The sequence below is a fragment of the Streptomyces sp. CB00455 genome, assembly GCF_001905445.1.
Taxonomy (GTDB): domain Bacteria; phylum Actinomycetota; class Actinomycetes; order Streptomycetales; family Streptomycetaceae; genus Streptomyces.
In genome coordinates, this window is record NZ_LIVQ01000009.1 from 128565 (window position 1) to 147922 (window position 19358).

General features: G+C 71.0%; 16 protein-coding genes and 1 pseudogene. 3 read left to right on the forward strand and 14 right to left on the reverse strand.

The window, feature by feature from the left end; all coding sequences use genetic code 11:
• Position 1 precedes the first annotated feature (1 nt).
• The 6 genes from mltG to rpsD form a co-directional block, all read right to left on the reverse strand.
• Positions 2-1777, reverse strand: coding sequence for an endolytic transglycosylase MltG (gene mltG, locus AMK16_RS29015; RefSeq protein ID WP_073920292.1), 1776 nt, complete (start codon positions 1775-1777; stop codon positions 2-4).
• 128 nt (positions 1778-1905) lie between these two features.
• Positions 1906-2376 carry a Holliday junction resolvase RuvX gene (gene ruvX, locus AMK16_RS29020; RefSeq protein WP_073920293.1) on the reverse strand — a complete coding sequence of 157 codons (471 nt, stop codon included), beginning with the start codon at positions 2374-2376 and terminating at the stop codon, positions 1906-1908.
• Positions 2377-2378: 2 nt separating this feature from the next.
• Positions 2379-5048 (reverse strand): alanine--tRNA ligase, encoded by a 2670-nt coding sequence (gene alaS / locus AMK16_RS29025; protein WP_073920294.1) that lies wholly within the window; start codon positions 5046-5048, stop codon positions 2379-2381.
• Positions 5048-5401, reverse strand: coding sequence for a DUF6167 family protein (locus AMK16_RS29030; RefSeq protein ID WP_073920295.1), 354 nt, complete (start codon positions 5399-5401; stop codon positions 5048-5050). Before AMK16_RS29030 ends, alaS begins: the two co-directional genes overlap by 1 nt.
• An 8-nt stretch (positions 5402-5409) precedes the next feature.
• Complete coding sequence (locus AMK16_RS29035; protein WP_073920296.1) at positions 5410-5838, reverse strand: DUF948 domain-containing protein; 429 nt, start codon at positions 5836-5838, stop codon at positions 5410-5412.
• A gap of 335 nt (positions 5839-6173) precedes the next feature.
• Positions 6174-6785: a 30S ribosomal protein S4 gene (gene rpsD, locus AMK16_RS29040; protein WP_073920297.1), complete on the reverse strand. Its 612-nt coding sequence runs from the start codon at positions 6783-6785 to the stop codon at positions 6174-6176.
• A gap of 55 nt (positions 6786-6840) precedes the next feature.
• On the opposite strand from rpsD, the pseudogene AMK16_RS37800 reads away from it, so the two are divergent.
• Positions 6841-7232, forward strand: a pseudogene (locus AMK16_RS37800) (DUF2470 domain-containing protein); the annotation flags it as partial.
• Between the two features lie 90 nt (positions 7233-7322).
• On the opposite strand, the gene AMK16_RS29050 reads toward AMK16_RS37800, so the two are convergent.
• The 4 genes from AMK16_RS29050 to AMK16_RS29065 all read right to left on the reverse strand — a co-directional run bounded on the left by AMK16_RS29050 (position 7323) and on the right by AMK16_RS29065 (position 11473).
• Positions 7323-8678 (reverse strand): replication-associated recombination protein A, encoded by a 1356-nt coding sequence (locus tag AMK16_RS29050; protein ID WP_073920298.1) that lies wholly within the window; start codon positions 8676-8678, stop codon positions 7323-7325.
• Positions 8679-8718: 40 nt separating this feature from the next.
• Complete coding sequence (locus AMK16_RS29055) at positions 8719-9336, reverse strand: vitamin K epoxide reductase family protein (RefSeq protein WP_073920299.1); 618 nt, start codon at positions 9334-9336, stop codon at positions 8719-8721.
• A 150-nt stretch (positions 9337-9486) separates the two neighbouring features.
• Positions 9487-10749, reverse strand: coding sequence for a histidine--tRNA ligase (gene hisS / locus AMK16_RS29060; protein ID WP_073920300.1), 1263 nt, complete (start codon positions 10747-10749; stop codon positions 9487-9489).
• A 10-nt stretch (positions 10750-10759) separates the two neighbouring features.
• Positions 10760-11473: an MBL fold metallo-hydrolase gene (locus tag AMK16_RS29065; RefSeq protein ID WP_073920301.1), complete on the reverse strand. Its 714-nt coding sequence runs from the start codon at positions 11471-11473 to the stop codon at positions 10760-10762.
• 154 nt (positions 11474-11627) lie between these two features.
• Here AMK16_RS29065 and AMK16_RS29070 point away from each other — a divergent pair, with 154 nt between their 5' ends.
• Complete coding sequence (locus AMK16_RS29070) at positions 11628-12416, forward strand: peptidylprolyl isomerase (RefSeq protein ID WP_073920302.1); 789 nt, start codon at positions 11628-11630, stop codon at positions 12414-12416.
• Between the two features lie 184 nt (positions 12417-12600).
• Positions 12601-13830 (forward strand): DUF349 domain-containing protein, encoded by a 1230-nt coding sequence (locus tag AMK16_RS29075; protein ID WP_073920303.1) that lies wholly within the window; start codon positions 12601-12603, stop codon positions 13828-13830.
• Between the two features lie 72 nt (positions 13831-13902).
• Here the strand turns inward: AMK16_RS29075 and AMK16_RS29080 are convergent, their stop codons facing one another.
• From AMK16_RS29080 to AMK16_RS29095, 4 genes are read right to left on the reverse strand one after another with little or no spacing between them, the layout of a single operon-like run.
• On the reverse strand, positions 13903-15045 hold the full coding sequence (locus AMK16_RS29080) for a caspase family protein (RefSeq protein ID WP_073920304.1): 1143 nt from the start codon (positions 15043-15045) through the stop codon (positions 13903-13905).
• Complete coding sequence (locus AMK16_RS29085; protein ID WP_073920305.1) at positions 15029-15532, reverse strand: effector-associated constant component EACC1; 504 nt, start codon at positions 15530-15532, stop codon at positions 15029-15031. Before AMK16_RS29085 ends, AMK16_RS29080 begins: the two co-directional genes overlap by 17 nt.
• Positions 15525-16889, reverse strand: coding sequence for a serine/threonine-protein kinase (locus AMK16_RS29090; RefSeq protein WP_073920306.1), 1365 nt, complete (start codon positions 16887-16889; stop codon positions 15525-15527). Before AMK16_RS29090 ends, AMK16_RS29085 begins: the two co-directional genes overlap by 8 nt.
• Positions 16890-16918: 29 nt before the next feature.
• The gene (locus AMK16_RS29095) at positions 16919-19357 is read right to left on the reverse strand and encodes a RelA/SpoT family protein (RefSeq protein ID WP_073920307.1); all 2439 of its coding nucleotides are present in this window, start codon (positions 19355-19357) and stop codon (positions 16919-16921) included.
• Position 19358 lies beyond the last annotated feature (1 nt).

Genomic DNA, 19358 nt, shown 5'->3' on the forward strand with positions numbered 1-19358 from the left:
CCTACCCGCCGTTCTTCTGCTTCTGCCGCTCCAGGAACTCCGCGACCAGCTTCTGGTGCTCGTCGTAGGTCTGGGTGAAGGTCGTCGTGGTGCCGTCGACCGACACGAAGAACATCCAGCCGCCGTGATCGGGGTTGAGCGTGGCGCTCAGCGCGTCCGCGCCGGGGTTCCCGATGGGGCCCGGGGGCAGTCCCTTGACGAAGTGCGTGTTGTAGGGGTGGTCGAGCGCCCTCGCCTCCTTCATCGAGAAGTTGATGTTGCTCGTGCCCTTGAGGTAGTTGTACGTGGAGTCGAACTCCAGCTTCTGGTTGGTGACGTCGTTGGTCTTCTTGAGGCGGTTGTAGACCACCTCGGACATCTTCCGGAAGTCGTCGTGGTTCTTGCCCTCGGCGTTGACGAGGCTGGCGACCGTGACCACCTGGAGCGGGTTCTCCAGGCCCAGGTCCTTCGCCTTGGCCTCGATGCCCAGCTCGGTGTACTTGTCCGTCGCCTGCTTGATCATCTGCTTGAGCAGCGACTCGGGCGTGGTGTCCTTGCTGAGGTCGTAGCGCGCCGGGTACAGGAAGCCTTCGAGCGGGTCCATGATCTTCGGGTTGTTGCCCGCCCAGGCCGGCAGGCCGAGGTTCTTGCCCTGGCTCTTGGCGATGGCCTCGGTGGTGCCCTCGGGCTTGCCGAGCCGGGTGTCGATCGCCTTGTAGACCTCGCTGTTCCGCTTGCCCTCGGGCACCGTGATCACGTTCAGCTTGGTGGGGTCGGTCATCAGCGTGACGGCGGCCGCGGCCGACATCTTCTTCTTGAGCGGGTAGACGCCCGGCTGGATCGACTTGCCCTTGGGGTTCACGTGCGCCGCGGTGGTGAACGCCTCCACGCTCGCGACGATGCCCTGCTTCTTCAGGATGTTGCCCATCGTGGCCAGCGAGGCGCCCTTGGGGATCTCCACGTCGACCGACTCGCCGGTGCCCTCGCCCGCGTAGTCCGCGGCCGTGGCGAACCGGTCCTTGATGTACGTGTAGCCGTAGTACCCGCCGCCGCCCACCACGCCGATGATGACGACCGCGGCGAGCAGGCAGGCCGTACCGCTGCGCTGTTTGGGCTTGCCTCCCTTGCCGCCCTTGCGGCCCGAGCGGCGGCCGCCGTCCGCGGGCCCGTCCCCTTCGTCGTCGCCGCCGCCCGTGAGGAGGCCGGTCTCCGGCTCCTCCTCGGCCTGCTCGGCCGGTTCCGGCTCCAGGTGGCGGCGGCCGGGGGGCTGCGGCGGCGGGTAGGCGTCCGGCGTGGTGTACAGGTCCGGGGTCTCACCGGGATAGCCGCTGACGGGCTGCTGGGCGTAGGGGTCCACGCCGGCGTAGGCGTCGCTCTGCGCGGCGGCGGCCACGTACTGGCTCTGGCCGGTGTCCCAGCCCTGCGAGTCGTACACCGGCTGCTGGGGAGCGTAGGCGCCCTGCTGCTGGGGGTACTGCTGCTGCTGCGGGTGCGGCTGCTCCGGATGCGGCTGCTGCGGATGCGGCTGCTGCGGGTACAGGTGCTCGGCGTGCGGCTGCTGCGGGTGCGCGTGCTGCTGCTGCGCGTGCTGCTGCTGCGCGTGCTGCTGCGGCACGTACTCCTGGTGCTGCGGGTACTGCTGCTGGTACTGCGGCTCCTGCGGGTAGTCCTGCTGCGGGGCGCCGCCGTACGGCGCGTGGCCCTGCTGGGTCTGGTGCGCGGTCCACGCCAGGTCCCCGTACAGGGGGTCCTCGGGGTGCCACGGTTCGGAGCCACCGCCCCGGCCATACTCAGTCATCGGTCCCCTAGAGCCGCGAGACGAAGGCCGCGGACTCCGTCGTCCGCGGCACCCGGTTCCGCCTCTGTGAAGGTGGGCGACGGCTGTTCGAATGCCGTCTCATCGCGCGGAACGTTACCGTATCGCGATCAGACAACCACTTCGACGCACTCGCCGGGCGGATTACCTGATACCCGTTCGGTCTCAAGAGCGTTCTGAAGGATCACCACTGCGGCCGCCTGATCGATGACCGAACGGCCCTTCTTGGCGTTCCTCCCCGAGGCCCGCAGGCCCTGGGCGGCGGTGACCGTCGTCATGCGCTCGTCCACCAGTCGGACCGTCACCGGCTTGATGCCCTTGGCCAGTTCGTTCGCGAAGACGCGCACCTTGGCCGCGGCCGGCCCCTCCCGCCCGCTGAGCGAGCGGGGCAGACCGACCACGACCTCGAGGGGTTCGTACTCCTCGACGAGCTGCCGCAGCCGCCGGTGGGCGAAGGGGATGTCCCGGCCCGGGACGGTCTCGACCGGTGTGGCGAGCACCCCGTCGGGGTCGCAGGAGGCGACCCCGATCCGGGCGTCCCCGACGTCGATGGCCAGCCGGCGGCCGCGGCGCAGTGTCATGGTCAGGCCGTCTCTGCGACGAGGCGCTCGACCGCGGCGATGGCCTGCGGCACGGCGGCCGGGTTCTGGCCGCCGCCCTGGGCCACGTCCGGCTTGCCGCCACCGCCGCCGCCGAGGGACTTGGCGGCGGTACGGACCAGGTCGCCCGCCTTCAGGCCGCGCTCGCGGGCGGCCTCGTTGGTGGCGATCACGGTCAGCGGGCGGTCGTTCGCCGTGGTGAAGAGGGCCACGACGGCCGGACGGTCACCCTGGATGCGGCCGCGGACGTCGAGGACCAGCCTGCGCAGGTCGTCGGCGCCGGTGCCGTCGGGGACGGTGCCCACGACGAGCGCGACACCGCGGATGTCCTGGGCGCCGGCGGCGAGACCGGCGGCGGCCTGGAGGACCTTCTCCGCACGGAACTTCTCGATCTCCTTCTCGGCGTCCTTCAGCTTGCCGAGCATGGAGGCGATCTTCTCCGGCAGCTCCTCCGGACGGCCCTTGACCAGCTCCTGGAGCTGGGCGACGACCGTGTGCTCCTTGGCGAGGAAGTTGTAGGCGTCCACGCCGACCAGCGCCTCGACACGGCGCACGCCGGATCCGATCGAGGACTCGCCCAGCAGCTTGACCAGACCCAGCTGGGCGGTGTTGGCGACGTGGGTGCCGCCGCACAGCTCCTTGGAGAAGTCGCCGATGGTCACGACGCGCACGCGCTCGCCGTACTTCTCGCCGAACTCGGCGATGGCGCCCTGCTTCTTCGCCTCGTCGATGCTCATGATCTCGGCGGTGACGTCGAGCTCGCGCGAGAGCACGTCGTTGATCTTCTGCTCGACGTCGGTCAGGACCGTGCCGGGGACGGCGTTGGGCGAGCCGAAGTCGAAGCGGAAGCGGCCGGGCGAGTTCTCCGAGCCGGCCTGGGCGGCCGTGGGGCCGAGCGCGTCGCGCAGCGCCTGGTGGGTCAGGTGCGTGGCCGAGTGGGCGCGGGCGATGGCCCGGCGGCGGTGGATGTCGATGGCGGCGTACGCGGAGGCGCCCACCGTCACCTCGCCGACCTGGACGGAGCCCTTGTGCACGGATACGCCCGGGACCGGCTGCTGGACGTCGCGGACCACGATGACGGCGCCGGAGTCGAGCTTGATGCGGCCTTGGTCGGCGAGCTGGCCGCCGCCCTCGGCGTAGAAGGGGGTGCGGTCCAGGACGACCTCGACCTCGTCGCCCTCGGAGGCGGCGGGCGCGGAGACGCCGTTGACCAGGAGGCCGACGATGGTGGACTCGCCCTGCGTGGTGGCGTAGCCGGTGAACTCGGTGGCGCCGGAACCGTCGGCGATCTCCCGGTAGGCGGACATGTCCGCGTGGCCGGTCTTCTTGGCCTTGGCGTCGGCCTTGGCGCGGTCGCGCTGCTCCTGCATGAGGCGGCGGAAGCCGGGCTCGTCCACGGACAGGCCCTGCTCGGCGGCCATCTCCAGGGTGAGGTCGATCGGGAAGCCCCAGGTGTCGTGGAGCAGGAACGCCTTGTCGCCGGAGAGGACGGTGCCGCCGGCGGCCTTGGTCTCGGTCACGGCGGTGTCGAGGATGTTCGTGCCGCCCTTGACGGCCTTGAGGAAGGCGGCCTCTTCGGCGAGCGCGACGGTCTCGATGCGCTTGCGGTCGGTGACCAGCTCCGGGTACTGCTGCCCCATCGTGTCGATCACGACGCCGACGAGGTCCTGCACGACCGGGCCGGTGGCGCCCATGAGGCGCATGTTGCGGATGGCGCGGCGCATGATGCGGCGCAGCACGTAGCCGCGGCCCTCGTTGCCGGGGGTGACGCCGTCGCCGATGAGCATGACGGAGGTGCGGATGTGGTCGGCGACCACGCGCATCGACACGTCGGTGTTCTTCGCGGCGCCGTACTGCACACCGGTCAGCTCGGTGGCCTTGTCCATGACCACGCGCAGGGTGTCGGTCTCGTACATGTTCTGCACGCCCTGCAGGATCATCGCGAGGCGTTCGAGGCCGAGACCGGTGTCGATGTTCTTCGACGGCAGGTCGCCGAGGATCGGGAAGTCTTCCTTCCCGTCGCCGGCGCCGCGCTCGTACTGCATGAAGACCAGGTTCCAGATCTCCACGTACCGCTCGTCGTTGACGGCCGGGCCGCCCTCGACGCCGAAGTCGGGGCCGCGGTCGTAGTTGATCTCGGAGCACGGGCCGCAGGGGCCGGGAACGCCCATGGACCAGAAGTTGTCCTTCTTGCCCAGGCGCTGGATGCGCTCGGCGGGGACGCCGATGACGTCACGCCAGATCGTCTCGGCCTCGTCGTCGTCGAGGTAGACGGTGATCCACAGCTTCTCGGGCTCCAGGCCGTAGCCGCCGTCCGCCACGGAGCCGGTGAGCAGCTCCCAGGCGTACTTGATGGCGCCTTCCTTGAAGTAGTCCCCGAAGGAGAAGTTGCCGCACATCTGGAAGAACGTGCCGTGGCGGGTCGTCTTGCCGACCTCTTCGATGTCCGGGGTACGGACGCACTTCTGCACACTGGTGGCACGGGGGGCCGGGGGCTTGGTCTCGCCGAGGAAGTACGGCTTGAACGGGACCATGCCCGCGTTGACCAGGAGCAGAGTCGGGTCGTCCGCGATGAGCGACGCCGAAGGGACAACGGTGTGACCGCGCTCCTCGAAGAAGCTCAGCCAGCGGCGGCGGATCTCAGCCGACTCCATCAGTGGTCCTCATTCCGGTTGTACGAAAACTTCGATCGGTGGATGGTCTGGTCGTTCTCCAGGGCCCGCAGCCGCCGCGGCCCCGGCAGGGGGGTGACGCTGCCGTTCGGGGCCGGGTGATCGGCGTCCTGCGTCAGGCCCAGGGCGTCGTTCAGTTCGTCCTCGCGCTGCGTCATGCCCGCCTTGACGTCGAGGGCGAAGTCCTTGAGGCGGTGGCCCGCCTCCACGGCCTTGCCGGCGGCCTGGGCGGCGAGGCTCTCCGGCGTCAGCTGCTTCAGCCGGCGGTTGACCTTGGTGGTGGCCCATACGCCGGCGGCTGCGCCGGCGGAGAACCAGAAGGCTCGGCGGAACATCGGCGGTCTCAGCCCTTTCGGTTGCGGCGCCGGGCCGCCGGCACCGTACGGCCGGCGATCACGGTGCGGCGGGGGGTCTTCTGCGGCGCCCCTTCGGTCCGGCCGAGCGCCTTGCGGACGCCGTAGCCGAAGGCCGCGACCTTGACCAGGGGCCCGCCGAAGGCGGTGGCCACGGTGGAGGACAGCGCGGAGGCGTTGGAGGTGACCTCCTGGACGTCGCTCGCGATGGCGTCGACCCGGTCGAGCTGGGTGCGCGCGGAGCGGACGGTGGTGGAGGCGTCGGCCAGCAGCGGAACGGCCTGCTCGGTCACGTCCGCCACCAGCTTGGTGGTCGCCTTGAGCACCTGGGCCAGCCTCACCAGAACCACGGCGAGGAAGGAGACCAGGATCGCCCAGAAGACGGCCACGAGAATCCCGGCCACCTCTCCACCGGACACGTCACACCGCTCTCTGTCTGTACTCGGATCCGTACTGGGTTCCGTACCGGGATCGGTACCGGGCCCGCCGGCCGCGGCCGGTTCCCCGCTGTCCTTGTTCCCGGGAATGGTCCTCCGACCCTATCGCGCCGGAGATCCCCGCCCGTACCCGAATTCGGGGACCCGCGGCCCTGTCCGGTACGCAGCGCTCTCGAACCGGTACGCTCCGTGGCGCGCGCGGCGGAGGCCGCTTGCGGACACGCTCTGGGGCGGGTGCCGTGCCCGGAAAGCGGAAAGCCCGCCACCCCCCGGAGGGGACGGCGGGCTTCCACCAGTCTGTGAGGACCTGACCCGCGTCAGCGGGCGTAGTACTCGACGACGAGCTGCTCGTCGCAGATGACCGGGATTTCCTTGCGGTTCGGGTCGCGGTCCAGGCGGAAGGCCAGGGCCTTCAGGTTGACCTGCAGGTAACGGGGGGTCTCACCCTCGCCTGCGTAGCCACCCTCACGGGCAACCTGGAACGGAACCTTCTCGCGGCTGCGCTCGCGCACGGTGATGACGTCGTCCGGGCGGACACGGAACGACGGCTTGTCGACCTTGTCGCCGTTGACCTCGATGTGGCCGTGCACGACCATCTGGCGGCCCTGGTAGATGGTGCGGGCGATGCCCGAACGCAGGACCAGGGCGTCGAGGCGACGCTCGAGCTCGACGACCAGCGCCTCGCCCGTCTTGCCTTCGGCCTTCTTGGCGCGGTCGTACGCGCGGGCCATCTGACGCTCAGAGATGTCGTACTGAGCGCGCAGACGCTGCTTCTCCAGCAGACGAACCTTGTAGTCCGAGTTCTGCTTGCGGCCACGGCCGTGCTCGCCCGGCGGGTAGGGGCGGGCCTCGAAGTACTTGACGGCCTTCGGGGTCAGCGCAATGCCGAGGGCACGCGACTTCTTGACCTTGGGTCGCTTCTGGTTCACGTGGAACCTACCTCCATGTAAGTTAGGTGAGGCTTACCTTAACGAGGAGGACGTAATGTCTCGACCACATGGGATCCCCCTGCCCAGTGCGCATCGAAGTTCAGATTCCAACGAAACGGAATCTGCTTTCGACGACGATAAGCAAGGTCAGCCGCGTCCCAGGGAAGGCGTTCGGCAGCTCACCGGAGCCGAACGCGTACGAACCCTCGTAGAGTCCAACGCCTCAGTATCCCCCACCCTGCCTGGTGCTTTCGACCACGGCGAGTTCGGGACGGGGGTGCCGGCCGCTCGGCCGTCACCCCGGACGGGGACGTGATTCTCCTTGTTTCCGGGGAATCCGCGGCTGCCGGAGCAGCCGCTCACGCCCAGGACGACGACCTCACCGCCGTGATCGAGATCACGGATGTGGCGCCGGTGTCCGTGCCCCATCGTATCCGAGGCCGCGCCTGAGCCGAGCACGTGGAGCAGGGGGATGCACACCCTGTTCGCCGCCGCCTCCCCGCGGGAGCGGCCGCCGGGCCGGTAGCTCCGCAGAGGTCAGGCGCCGCCGCCGCGCAGCCGCTCGCGGACCTTCTCGACCACTTCCGCGTACCGGGCTTCGGCTCCGTACCGCGTGGGCTCGTAGTACCGCTTGCCGTCGACCTCGTCCGGCGCGTACTGCTGCGCCGCGATCGCCCCGGGCACGTCGTGCGGGTAGACGTACCCCTGCGCGTGCCCCAGCTTGGCCGCTCCCTTGTAGTGCCCGTCCCGCAGGTGCGGCGGGACCGAGCCCGCCAGCCCGGCCCGTACGTCGGCCAGCGCCGCGCCGATCGCGGTCGTCGCGGTGTTCGACTTGGGGGCCAGCGCCAGCGCGATCGTGGCGTGCGAGAGGGTCAGCGCGGCCTCGGGAAAACCGATCATCGCGACGGCCTGGGCGGCGGCCACCGCGAGCGGCAGGGCCGTCGGGTCCGCCAGGCCGATGTCCTCACTGGCGGAGATCATCAGGCGCCGCGCGATGAACCGCGGGTCCTCGCCGGCATCGATCATCCGGGCCAGGTAGTGGAGCGCCGCGTCCACGTCCGAGCCACGGATGGACTTGATCAGTGCGCTCGCCACGTCGTAGTGCTGGTCGCCGTCCCGGTCGTAGCGGACCGCGGCCCGGTCGACGGCCTCCTCCACCGTCTGGAGGGTGATCTGCGACTCGCCCTTGGCGATGGCCGATCCGGCTCCCGCCTCCAGGGCGGTGAGCGCGCGCCGGGCGTCACCGCCGGCGATGCGCAGCAGGTGCGCCTCGGCGTCCTGTGGCAGGGCCACGGCGCCGCCGAGCCCCCGCTCCTCCGCGAGCGCCCGCCGCATCAGCGCGCTCAGGTCCTCGTCGGTCAGGGGCTCCAGGGTCAGCAGCAGCGAGCGGGAGAGCAGCGGGGAGATGATCGAAAAGTAGGGGTTCTCCGTGGTCGCCGCGATCAGCGTCACCCAGCGGTTCTCGACGGCGGGGAGCAGCGAGTCCTGCTGCGCCTTGCTGAAGCGGTGGATCTCGTCGAGGAAGAGGACGGTGTCCTTGCCGTAGCCGCCGGCCGCGCGCTTGGCGCCCTCGATGACGGCGCGCACCTCCTTGACGCCCGCGGTGATGGCGGAGAGCTCCACGAACCGCTTCTGCGTGGCCTGGCTGACCACGTAGGCGAGAGTGGTCTTTCCGATGCCCGGCGGCCCCCAGAGGATCACCGAGGAGGCGCCTGCCGGGCCGCCCGCGCCTTCGCCGACGAGCCGCCGCAGCGGCGAGCCGGGCTTCAGCAGGTGCTGCTGGCCGACGACCTCGTCCAGGGTGCGCGGGCGCATCCGGACGGCGAGCGGGGAGCTGGAGGGGTCCTTCTCCCGGCGGTCCTCGGCTGCGGCGGTGAAGAGATCTGGTTCCACACCGGAAGCCTAAGCGAGGTCACTGACAGGGCCGCCGGGCTCAGGAGGTCCAGAAGTCCCACCAGCGCGTCAGGATCAGCATCCCGATGATCCCGATGTGCAGCACCGGGAGCACCCAGGTGAACTCGTCGAAGAAGGCCCTCAGCCAGTTCGGGGCGGGCAGCAGCCGCTGCCGGACGTTGTGCGAGGTGACGTACCAGAACATCAGGATCGTGGCGACCCAGGCGAGGCAGCACCAGAGGCAGAGCGAGTTGATGTTGTACAGCGACTGGTGCATCAGCCAGGTGCAGAAGGCGACGCCGAAGAGGGTGCCCGCATTCAGCGTGAGCCAGTACCAGGCGCGGAACCGGGCCCCCGCGAGCAGGCTCATGCCGACGCAGACCACCACCGCGTAGGCGACGAGTCCGAGCATGGGGTTCGGGAAGCCGAAGACGGCCGCCTGGTCGCTCTTCATGATGTTGCCGCAGGAGACGATCGGGTTCAGGCTGCAGCCCGGCGTGAAGTTCGGGTCCTCCAGCAGCTTGAACTTGTCGATGGTGATCACCCATGCGGCGAGCAGGCCCGCGGCCCCCGTGATCACCAGCAGCAGGGCCAGTGCCCGGCTGCCGCCGACGGTGGCCTTCGGAGCGGTCTCCGCGTCCGTACCTCGTGTCGTCATACCGCCCGCTCCACTCCGCAAGGTCAACAAGCACCGGCCATTGTGCCGTACGGGCCTGTGTGTCCACCGTTCGGTGGACACAAGCGCGAAGGGGCGGGGAGGAGGGCGCGCGCGGCCACCCCCTCCCCGCCCCTTCGCGGGCGGCTCGTGTCAGGCCAGCTTCGCCCGGACCGCGTCCACGAGATCGGCCAGGGCCACCGGACCCTGCTCGCCGGACTCCATGTCCTTCAGCTGGACCAGGCCCTCGGCCAGGTCCCGCTCGCCCGCGACCAGGGCGAACCGCGCGCCCGAGCGGTTGGCGTCCTTCATCGCGCCCTTCAGGCCCTTGCCGCCGTAACCGAAGTCCGCCGCGACGCCCGCCTTGCGCAGCTCGGTGACCTTGCCGAAGAGCACCCGCCGGGCCTGGTCGCCCAGCGCGACCGCGAAGACCGAGGTCGCGGCGGGGATGTCCAGTTCCACGCCCTCCGCCTCCAGCGCGAGCACCGTGCGGTCGACGCCGAGCGCCCAGCCGACCGACGGCAGCGCCGGTCCGCCGATCATCTCGGACAGGCCGTCGTAGCGGCCGCCGCCGCCCACCGCGGACTGCGAGCCCAGGCCGTCGTGGACGAACTCGAAGGTGGTGCGCGTGTAGTAGTCCAGCCCGCGCACCAGCTTCTCGTCGTCCTCGAAGGCGACGCCGGCCGCCGTCACCAGCGCCCGCACCTCCTCGTGGTACGCCTTGCACGCGTCGCACAGGAAGTCCCGCAGCAGCGGTGCGCCGGCCAGCTGCTTCTGCACGTCGGTCCGCTTGTCGTCGAGGACGCGCAGCGGGTTGATCTCGGCGCGGCGGACGGTCTCCTCGTCCAGGTCGAGCCCGCGCAGGAAGGACTGCAGCGCCTCCCGGTAGACCGGGCGGCACTCCTTGTCACCCAGCGAGTTCAGCAGGATCCGGAAGTTGCGCAGGCCCAGCGAGCGGTACGCCTGGTCGGCCAGGATGATCAGCTCGGCGTCCAGCGCCGGGTCCTCGGCACCGATCGCCTCGGCGCCGACCTGCGAGAAGTGGCGGTAGCGGCCCTTCTGCGGACGCTCGTAGCGGTAGTAGGAGCCGGAGTACCAGAGCTTGACCGGCAGGTTGCCCTGCTTGTGCAGGCTCGCCTCCAGCGCGGCGCGCAGTACGGACGCCGTGCCTTCGGGGCGCAGTGCCAGCTGGTCGCCGCCCTTGGTCTCGAAGGCGTACATCTCCTTGGAGACGATGTCGGTGGACTCGCCCACGCCCCGGGCGAACAGGCCGACGTCCTCGAAGCCGGGCGTCTCGATGTAGCCGTAGCCGGAATTGCGCAGCGGGGCGGAGAGGGCCTCGCGTACCGCCAGGTACTTCACGGAGACCGGCGGGATGAGGTCGTACGTGCCCTTGGGGGCCTTGAAGGTGCTCACGGAACTCTCGTCACATTCCTCGTCGTGGAGCGGCGGTCGGCTCCGCTGCCAGGCCGGCGGCGACTTCCCGCAGGTACGGGTTGGTCGCGCGCTCGCGGCCGATGGTGGTCTGGGGACCGTGGCCGGACAGCACCACGGTCGAGTCGTCGAGCGGCAGGCACACGCGGCCCAGCGATCGGAGGATCTCGGCATGGGAGCCGCCGGGCAGGTCGGTGCGTCCGATGGAGCCGGCGAAGAGCAGGTCGCCCGAGAAGAAGACCGGCGGTACGTCGGCCAGTGCGGGCATCCGGAAGGTCACCGACCCCTTGGTATGGCCGGGCGCGTGCGCCACCGAGAAGTCCATGCCGGCCAGCTTCAGCGCGGCGCCGTCGGCCAGCTCGCGGACGTCGTCCGGCTCGCCCACGGTCAGCTCGCCCATGAGGGGCATCCCGATGGAACGGCCGAGGGCCTTCTCCGGATCGCTCATCATGTAGCGGTCCTCGGGGTGGATCCAGGCCGGTACGTCGTGTGCTCCGCACACCGGGACCACCGAGGCCACATGATCGATGTGGCCGTGGGTCAGCACGACCGCGACGGGCTTGAGCCGATGTTTCCTCAGCGTCGCCTCGACACCCTGGGTGGCCTGGTGGCCGGGGTCGATGATGACGCACTCCTCACCGGCGGCGGGGGCGACCACGTAACAGTTGGTCCCCCAGGCCCCGGCGGGGAACCCGGCAATCAGCACGTTCGTCCTCAATCGTCGTCCGGCGGGAGGCTGCAGATCGGAATGCTGCTGCTCAGAGCCTACCGGCGCCGCTCATTACACAGCGAACCCATATACGGTACGGCCTAACCCCAGCCCGGACAGCGGTATCAGAGACGCACAAGGAGACGACCCGGTGGTCACGAGCGATCAGCGGCGGCGACAGCTCGCCAGGGAGAAGTACGAGCGCCAGCAGAAGCGCCGGGCCGAGGCCCGGCAGAAGGCGCGCAGGCGCGCGGCGGTGATCGGCGCGGCGGTGGCCGTGGTGGTCGCGACGCTGGTCGGCCTCATCGTCGGCGGTGTCTTCGACAAGGACAAGAAGGACCGGGCGGCCGATCCGTCCGCGGACCCGTCGGCCTCGTCGAGCCCCTCGCCGCAGCAGTCCCCCTCGCCCGCCATGGCCATCGACCAGAAGGCGAAGTACACCTTCGCCCTGAAGACGGGCAAGGGCGACATCAACTTCGCGATGGACGCGGCGAAGACCCCGCAGACGGTGAACTCCTTCAAGTCGCTCGCCGACAAGGGCTACTTCGACAACACGAAGTGCCACCGCCTGACGACCGGCGGGATCTTCGTGCTCCAGTGCGGCGACCCGCAGGGCACCGGCACGGGCGGCCCGGGCTACACCATCCCGGACGAGAACCTCGACTCCCTCGGCAAGGCGAACGAGCAGGGCCAGGTCGTCTACCCGGCCGGCACGGTCGCGATGGCCAACACCGGCCGGCCCGGCTCGGGCGGCAGCCAGTTCTTCCTGGTCTACAAGGACAGCCCGCTGGCCCCGTCCTACACCCCCTTCGGCAAGATCGACGCGGCCGGCCTGAAGGTCCTGGAGGAGATCGCCAAGGCGGGCACGGCCGACGGCGGCCAGGACGGTCCGCCGAAGGACGAGGTGAAGATCGAGAAGGGCACGGTCACCCAGAACTGACCACGGGCCGCCGCCCGGGCCGCGATCCCGCCCGTACCCCGATATTCCGTCGTGCGGGATGCGGACAGCCGGCCCGGCGGTCGCCTATGTTGGCGTTGTGCAGGGCGGGCGCTGCCCGCCCCAGGAAACTGTGGACGATGCCCAGGGGGTGAACCCCTCGCAGGCATCAGGTGGAGGAGGCGCTGTGAGCAGCGACCCGTGGGGCCGCGTCGACGAGACGGGCACCGTGTACGTGCGTACTGCCGATGGCGAGAAGGTCGTCGGCTCGTGGCAGGCGGGCACCCCTGAGGAGGCCCTGGCCTATTTCGAGCGCAAGTACGAGGGCCTGGTGGTCGAGATCGGCCTCCTCGAAAAGCGGGTGCGGACCACTGATCTGTCCGCCAAGGACGCGCAGACGGCGATCGACCACCTGCGCACGCAGGTGGACGAGCACCACGCCGTGGGCGATCTCGATGCCCTGCGCGTACGGCTGGACAAGCTGGTCGCCACCGTGGAGTCGCGGCGCGAGGAGCGCAAGGCCCAGAAGGCCAAGCAGACGGACGAGGCCCGCGCGGCCAAGGACGCGCTGGTCGTCGAGGCCGAGCAGCTGGCGCAGAGCGACCAGTGGCGCAGTGCCGGCGAGCGGCTGCGCGCCCTGGTCGACATCTGGAAGGGCCTGCCGCGGCTGGACCGCAAGTCGGACGACGAGCTGTGGCACCGCTTCTCCCACGCCCGTTCCGCCTTTTCCAAGCGCCGCAAGGCCCACTTCGCCTCGCTGGACGCGCAGCGCGAGGACGCCCGCAAGGTCAAGGAGAAGCTGGTCGCCGAGGCCGAGTCGCTGTCGAAGTCGACCGACTGGGGTCCGACGGCCGCCCGCTACCGCGAGCTGATGACGGACTGGAAGGCCGCCGGCCGCGCGCAGCGCGAATCCGAGGACGACCTGTGGAACCGCTTCCGCGGCGCCCAGGACGTGTTCTTCGCGGCGCGCAGCGAGGTCTTCGCCGAGCGCGACGCCGAGCAGGTGGAGAACCTGAAGCTCAAGGAGCAGCTGGCCGACGAGGCCGAGAAGCTCGTCCCGGTCACGGACCTGAAGGCGGCCCGGGCGGCCTTCCGTTCCCTGAACGAGCGCTGGGAGGCCATCGGCCACGTGCCGCGGGACGCCCGGCCGAAGGTCGAGGGCCGGATGCACACGGTGGAGCGTGCCATCCAGGAGGCCGAGGAGGGCGAGTGGCGGCGTACGAACCCGGAGGCCCGGGCGCGTGCCGCCGGTCTGACGGGGCAGCTGCAGGCGGCGGTGGACAAGCTGCGCGGGCAGGTCGACGCCGCCCGCGCGGCGGGCAACAACGCGAAGGCCGACAAGCTCTCCCGTGAGCTGGAGGGCCGCCAGGCGCTGCTGGACCAGGCGCTGAAGGGCCTGGAGGAGTTCGGCGGCTGAGGCAACTGCGCACCGCTCGGCGGGCGGGCTCCACCGCGGATCGCGGTGGAGCCCGCCCGTTTCGTTCTTCCGTCACCGTGGTGCCCGGCTGCCGTCCTGGAGCAGGTCCAGGGCGTGTTCCAGCACTTCGCAGGCCTGGATGTGGTTGCCGGACTCCTGGAGCAGGGCGGCGAGCCGCCGGCACACCAGGACCGCCTCGGGCCCGTAGAAGCGGTGCACCTGCTGGAAGGCCTGCTCCAGCACTTCGATGGCCTCGCGGGGCCGCCCGGTCTCGGCGAGCATGTCGGCGAGCTCCAGCTGGACGGCGAGGAGGTCGCCCTCCCCGTCCGGTGGCCGCTCCTGGAGGGCGAGGCGCAGGACCGGCAGCGCGTCGCGGGTGCGGCCCGCCGTCCGCAGGGTGCGGGCGAGGCCGAGTCCGGCGACGACCATGGCGGAGCGCACGTCGGCGGCCAGTACGGGGCCCGCCGGGGTGCCCCGGGCGGCGCGGGCCCGGTTGCGCACGAGCCGCAGCCGGCCCATGCCCATTTCCTGGGCGTGCTGCGGCAGCGGGCGGTTCTTGCCGCGCAGCCGGGCCGCCATGGTGCGGCAGAGGGTGTCGAGGTCGATCAGTTCGGGTCCGTCGCTGATCCCGTCGCGCAGGATCGTCAGCATCTCGCCGGTGAAGGCGGTGTGGCGTTCGCCGTCCGGTGCCAGTGCCACCCGGTCGTGCGGGGAGGCGGTCAGGACGTAGGCGCCCTCCACGGCCGCCTGCGCCGCCAGGGCGTCCTCCTCCCCGGCGAGGGTGCGGGCGGCCCGCCCGCTGAAGCAGCAGTCGAGGACCACCACCTTGCGCCGGGCCCCGGAGTCGCGCAGGGCGGCCCGCAGGTGCTGGTAGGCGACCGCGGTGTAGCCGACGTGCTCGCGCGAGCCCTGCAGCGCGAGGTAGAGGTCGGCGGTCGCCGCGTCCCGCATGCCGTGCCCGGCGTAGTAGACCAGCAGCGTGTCGGTGGCCTCCTCGCCCGCGCGGTTGACCGGGTCGAGCAGTTCGGCGGGGTGCCGGGGGTCGAGGACGAGGGTGCAGTGCTGCTCGGGCAGCCCCCAGACGGTCGCGTCGCAGAGCTCCGCGGCCAGGTCCTTCACATTGGCCTCGACGGCCGGGAGGGCGGCGAGGTGCCGGTATCCGGAGCTGCCTATCAGCACGGCCCGCGACGCCGCGGGGTCAGGCAGTCCCGTCATCGGCCCCGCCCTGACCGCCGTCTTCGTCCCCCGTGCGACCGCCCTCGTGTGCTCCCTCGCCTTCGCGCGCCCGGCCGCCCCCGTCGGCGCCCTCCAGGGCGGCGACGATGCGGCGCACGGCCTGCGGGTCGCCGGCCTCGTCCCCGGTGAGCCTGACCTCGTAGGGGCCCCGGCGGACGATGAGCGCGGGGGCCCGGCGCCGCGACGCCTGCCACTGGAGGACGGCGAAGACCAGCGATCCGGCGGACAGTCCGCTGCCGAGGGCGAGTTGGAGCAGGTCGAAGCCGGGCGATCCCATGTCCGTGTCTCCGGCGGGTCCGCCCTCGCTCCCCGCCGGCGGCGGCGCCTGGCTCCCGATCCGGCCGCGCGCGCCGTGGCGCAGTGTCTCGTCCTCCTTCAGCCAGAGCAGGAGGGAGCGCAGTTCGCTCTCCGGTCCCTGGCCCTGGCCCTGGTCGTACGGATCCAGGCGTAATTCGTACTCACGCATCCGCCGTGTCCCTCCCCTGTCCGTGGTGTGCGCTGACCCGGGCGAACAGCTCCAGCGCCTTCGGCGCCTCCCCGAGCCGGGCCAGGCACACAGCGTGCCAGTACTGGCAGGTGAGCGTGGTCGGGTCGGCCGGCCCGAGGGACTGCGCGCAGAACGCGCCGAGGCCGCTCAGCAGGTCCGCGGCCTCGCGCAGGTCACCGCGCAGGATCAGGCCCACCGCCTCGCGCTGCCGGGCCAGCGCCGTCTGCCCGGTCATCCGGCTGCGCACCAGGCGGCGGGTGGTCTCGCTGAGGGCGATGTGGCGGGGGTCGGCGGCCGGGACCCGGGGCGGGCCGGTGTCGACCTGCTGCCAGTCGTACTCGGGGACCTCCACCGTCCGTGCCGGCCGCCGCACCGGCGGCTCGGGAGCCGGGTCGTGCGGCTCGGGGGCCGGGAGATGCCGTCCGGGGGCCGGAACGTGCGCCCCGGGGGCCGGGTCGCGCGGCTCGGGGACGGGGTCGCGCGTGCCGGGTAGGTGCGCCCCCGCCGACGGCTGCGCCCAGGGGCGGACCAGTGCCTCCGCGGCGCGGGCGGTGGGTGTCCGCGCGGACACCTCGCGAGCGCTGAGCGCCTCGACCGCGTCGGCGAGAGCGTCGGGGACCGCCGCCGGGGTGCCGCGCAGGGAGGGAATCCCTTCCTCCACGGCCCGGAAGAGCAGCGCCTGCACGCCCGGGGCGTCCTCGAAGGGCAAGGAGCCGCTCAGCATGAAGTACAGGCAGGCGCCGACCCCGTACACGTCCGAGGCGGGCTGCGGCGGCCTGCCGGAAATGCACTCGGGCGCCATGTACTGGGGGGTGCCGAGCAGGTCTCCCGGCAGGCTGATGGCGGTCTCGTCGGTCAGCCGGGCCAGTCCGAAGTCGTAGAGGACCACCCGGCCCTGCGCGGTGACCCGCACGTTCGCGGGTTTCACGTCGCGGTGCAGCACTCCCCTGGCGTGCGCCGCGCCGAGGCCCGCCAGGGTTTCGGCGGCGATCCGGCAGGCCTCTGCGACCGGCAGGGCGCCGGACCGCCGCACGAGCTCGGAGACGTCCGACCCGTCGAGGTACTCCATCACGAGGTACGGGGCGCCGTCCTCGACGCCGACGTCGTGCACACCGACCACATTGGGGTGGCTGATCCGGCCCAGGGCGAGGGCCTCGGCCTCGAAGCGCTCCGCCGCCGATTCGCTCACCGGTCCGTACGCCGTCAGGACCTTGACCGCGACGCGACGCCGCAGGCGGGTGTCCTCGGCCTCGAAGACGGTGCCCATGCCCCCCTGGCCGACGATCCGGACCGGGTCGAACCGCAGGGCGAGCCGGCGTGGGAAGACTGCGGCCACATGGTCCCCCGGGGTGGCTTCGGCGTAGGTCAGGGCCTCCTTGCTGATGTCACACGGTAGACGTCGTAGACGCCTTCCACACCCCGAACGGCCTTGAGGACGTGGCCGAGGTGCTTGGGGTCACCCATCTCGAAGGTGAACCGCGAAGTGGCCACCCGGTCGCGGGAGGTCTGCACGGCCGCCGAGAGGATGTTCACGTGCTGGTCCGACAGGACCCGGGTGACGTCCGACAGCAGCCGGGACCGGTCGAGGGCCTCGACCTGGATGGCGACCAGGAAGACCGAGGACTGGGTGGGGGCCCACTCGACCTCCAGCATCCGCTCGGGCTGCTGGGAGAGCGAGTCGACGTTGACGCAGTCCGCGCGGTGAACCGATACGCCGCTGCCGCGCGTGACGAAGCCGATGATCGGGTCACCCGGCACCGGGGTGCAGCAGCGCGCGAGCTTGACCCACACGTCGTCGACGCCCTTGACCACGACGCCCGGGTCGGCGTTGTTGCGCCGCTTGTTGCGGCCGCGCGCCGGCGGGATGCTCTCCTCGATGTCCTCGTTGGCCGCGTCCTCGCCGCCGAGGGCCTGCACCAGCTTCTGTACGACGCCCTGCGCGGCCACGTGGCCCTCGCCGATCGCCGCGTACAGGGAGGAGATGTCGGGGTAGCGCATCTCGTGCGCGAGGGTGACCAGCGAGTCGCCGGTCAAGATGCGCTGGATCGGCAGGTTCTGCTTGCGCATGGCCCGCGCGATGGCGTCCTTGCCCTGCTCGATGGCCTCGTCGCGGCGTTCCTTGGAGAACCAGCCGCGGATCTTGTTGCGGGCCCGCGGGGACTTGACGAAGCCGAGCCAGTCGCGGGAGGGCCCCGCGCCCTCGGCCTTGGAGGTGAAGACCTCGACCAGGTCGCCGTTGTCGAGGGTGGACTCCAGGGGGACGAGGCGGCCGTTGACCCGGGCGCCTATGGTCCGGTGGCCCACCTCGGTGTGGACGGCGTAGGCGAAGTCGACCGGGGTGGCCCCGGCGGGCAGCGCTATGACGTCGCCCTTCGGCGTGAAGACGAAGACCTCGTTGCGGGAGAGGTCGAAGCGCAGCGAGTCGAGGAACTCGCCCGGGTCCTCCGTCTCCTTCTGCCAGTCCAGCAGCTGACGCAGCCAGGCCATGTCGTTGACCGTGTCCTGCCCGGCGCTGCCCTTGGCGGCCTGCGGGACGTCGGTGCGGACCTTGGAGGTGCCGGCGACGGTCTGCTGCTTGTACTTCCAGTGCGCGGCGATGCCGTACTCGGCGCGGCGGTGCATGTCGAAGGTGCGGATCTGGAGCTCGACCGGCTTGCCGCTGGGCCCGATGACCGTCGTGTGGAGCGACTGGTACATGTTGAACTTGGGCATCGCGATGTAGTCCTTGAACCGGCCGGGGACCGGATTCCACCGCGCGTGCACCGTGCCGAGGGCCGCGTAGCAGTCCCGCACGGTGTCGACGAGGACCCGGATGCCCACCAGGTCGTAGATCTCCGCGAAGTCGCGGCCGCGGACGATCATCTTCTGGTAGACGCTGTAGTAGTGCTTGGGCCGGCCCGTGACGGTGGCCTTGATGCGGGCCGCCCGCAGGTCGCTCTGCACCTCGTCCGTGACGACGGTGAGGTACTCGTCGCGCTTGGGTGCCCTTTCGGCCACCAGGCGGACGATCTCGTCGTACATCTTCGGGTAGAGGATCGCGAAGGCGAGGTCCTCCAGCTCCCACTTGATGGTGTTCATGCCCAGCCGGTGCGCCAGCGGGGCGTAGATCTCCAGGGTCTCGCGGGCCTTCTTCTCCTGCTTCTCCCGCTTGAGGTAGCGCATGGTGCGCATGTTGTGCAGGCGGTCGGCGAGCTTGATGACCAGGACGCGCGGGTCCTTGGCCATGGCGACGACCATCTTGCGGACGGTCTCAGCCTGCGCGGCCTCGCCGAACTTAACCCGGTCGAGCTTGGTGACGCCGTCGACGAGGAGGGCCACGGCGTCGCCGAAGTCGCGGCGCAGGTCCTCCAGCCCGTATTCGGTGTCCTCGACGGTGTCGTGGAGGAGGCCGGCCATCAGGGTGGCCGGATCCATGCCCAGCTCGGCGAGGATCGTGGTGACCGCGAGCGGGTGGGTGATGTACGGGTCGCCGCTCTTGCGCTTCTGGCCGCGGTGCCAGCGCTCGGCGACCTGGTAGGCCTGTTCCAGCTGGCGCAGCGTCGACGTCTCGATCTTCGGGTCGTTGCTGCGGACGATGCGGAGCAGGGGCTCCAGTACCGGGTTGTACGTGGTGGAGCGCTGGACGCCGAGGCGGGCCAGACGGGCGCGCACCCGGTTGGAGGACCCGGCCGACTTCGCCGGCGCGGGCTTGACCGGCGCAGCGGGCGGCGCCGGCGCCGGAGTGGGCGCGGCGGCGGGCGGCGCGGCCTGCTCGGCCTGCGGGTCGGGCTGCGCGGCGGAGATGGGCGGGACCTCGTCTGGCAAG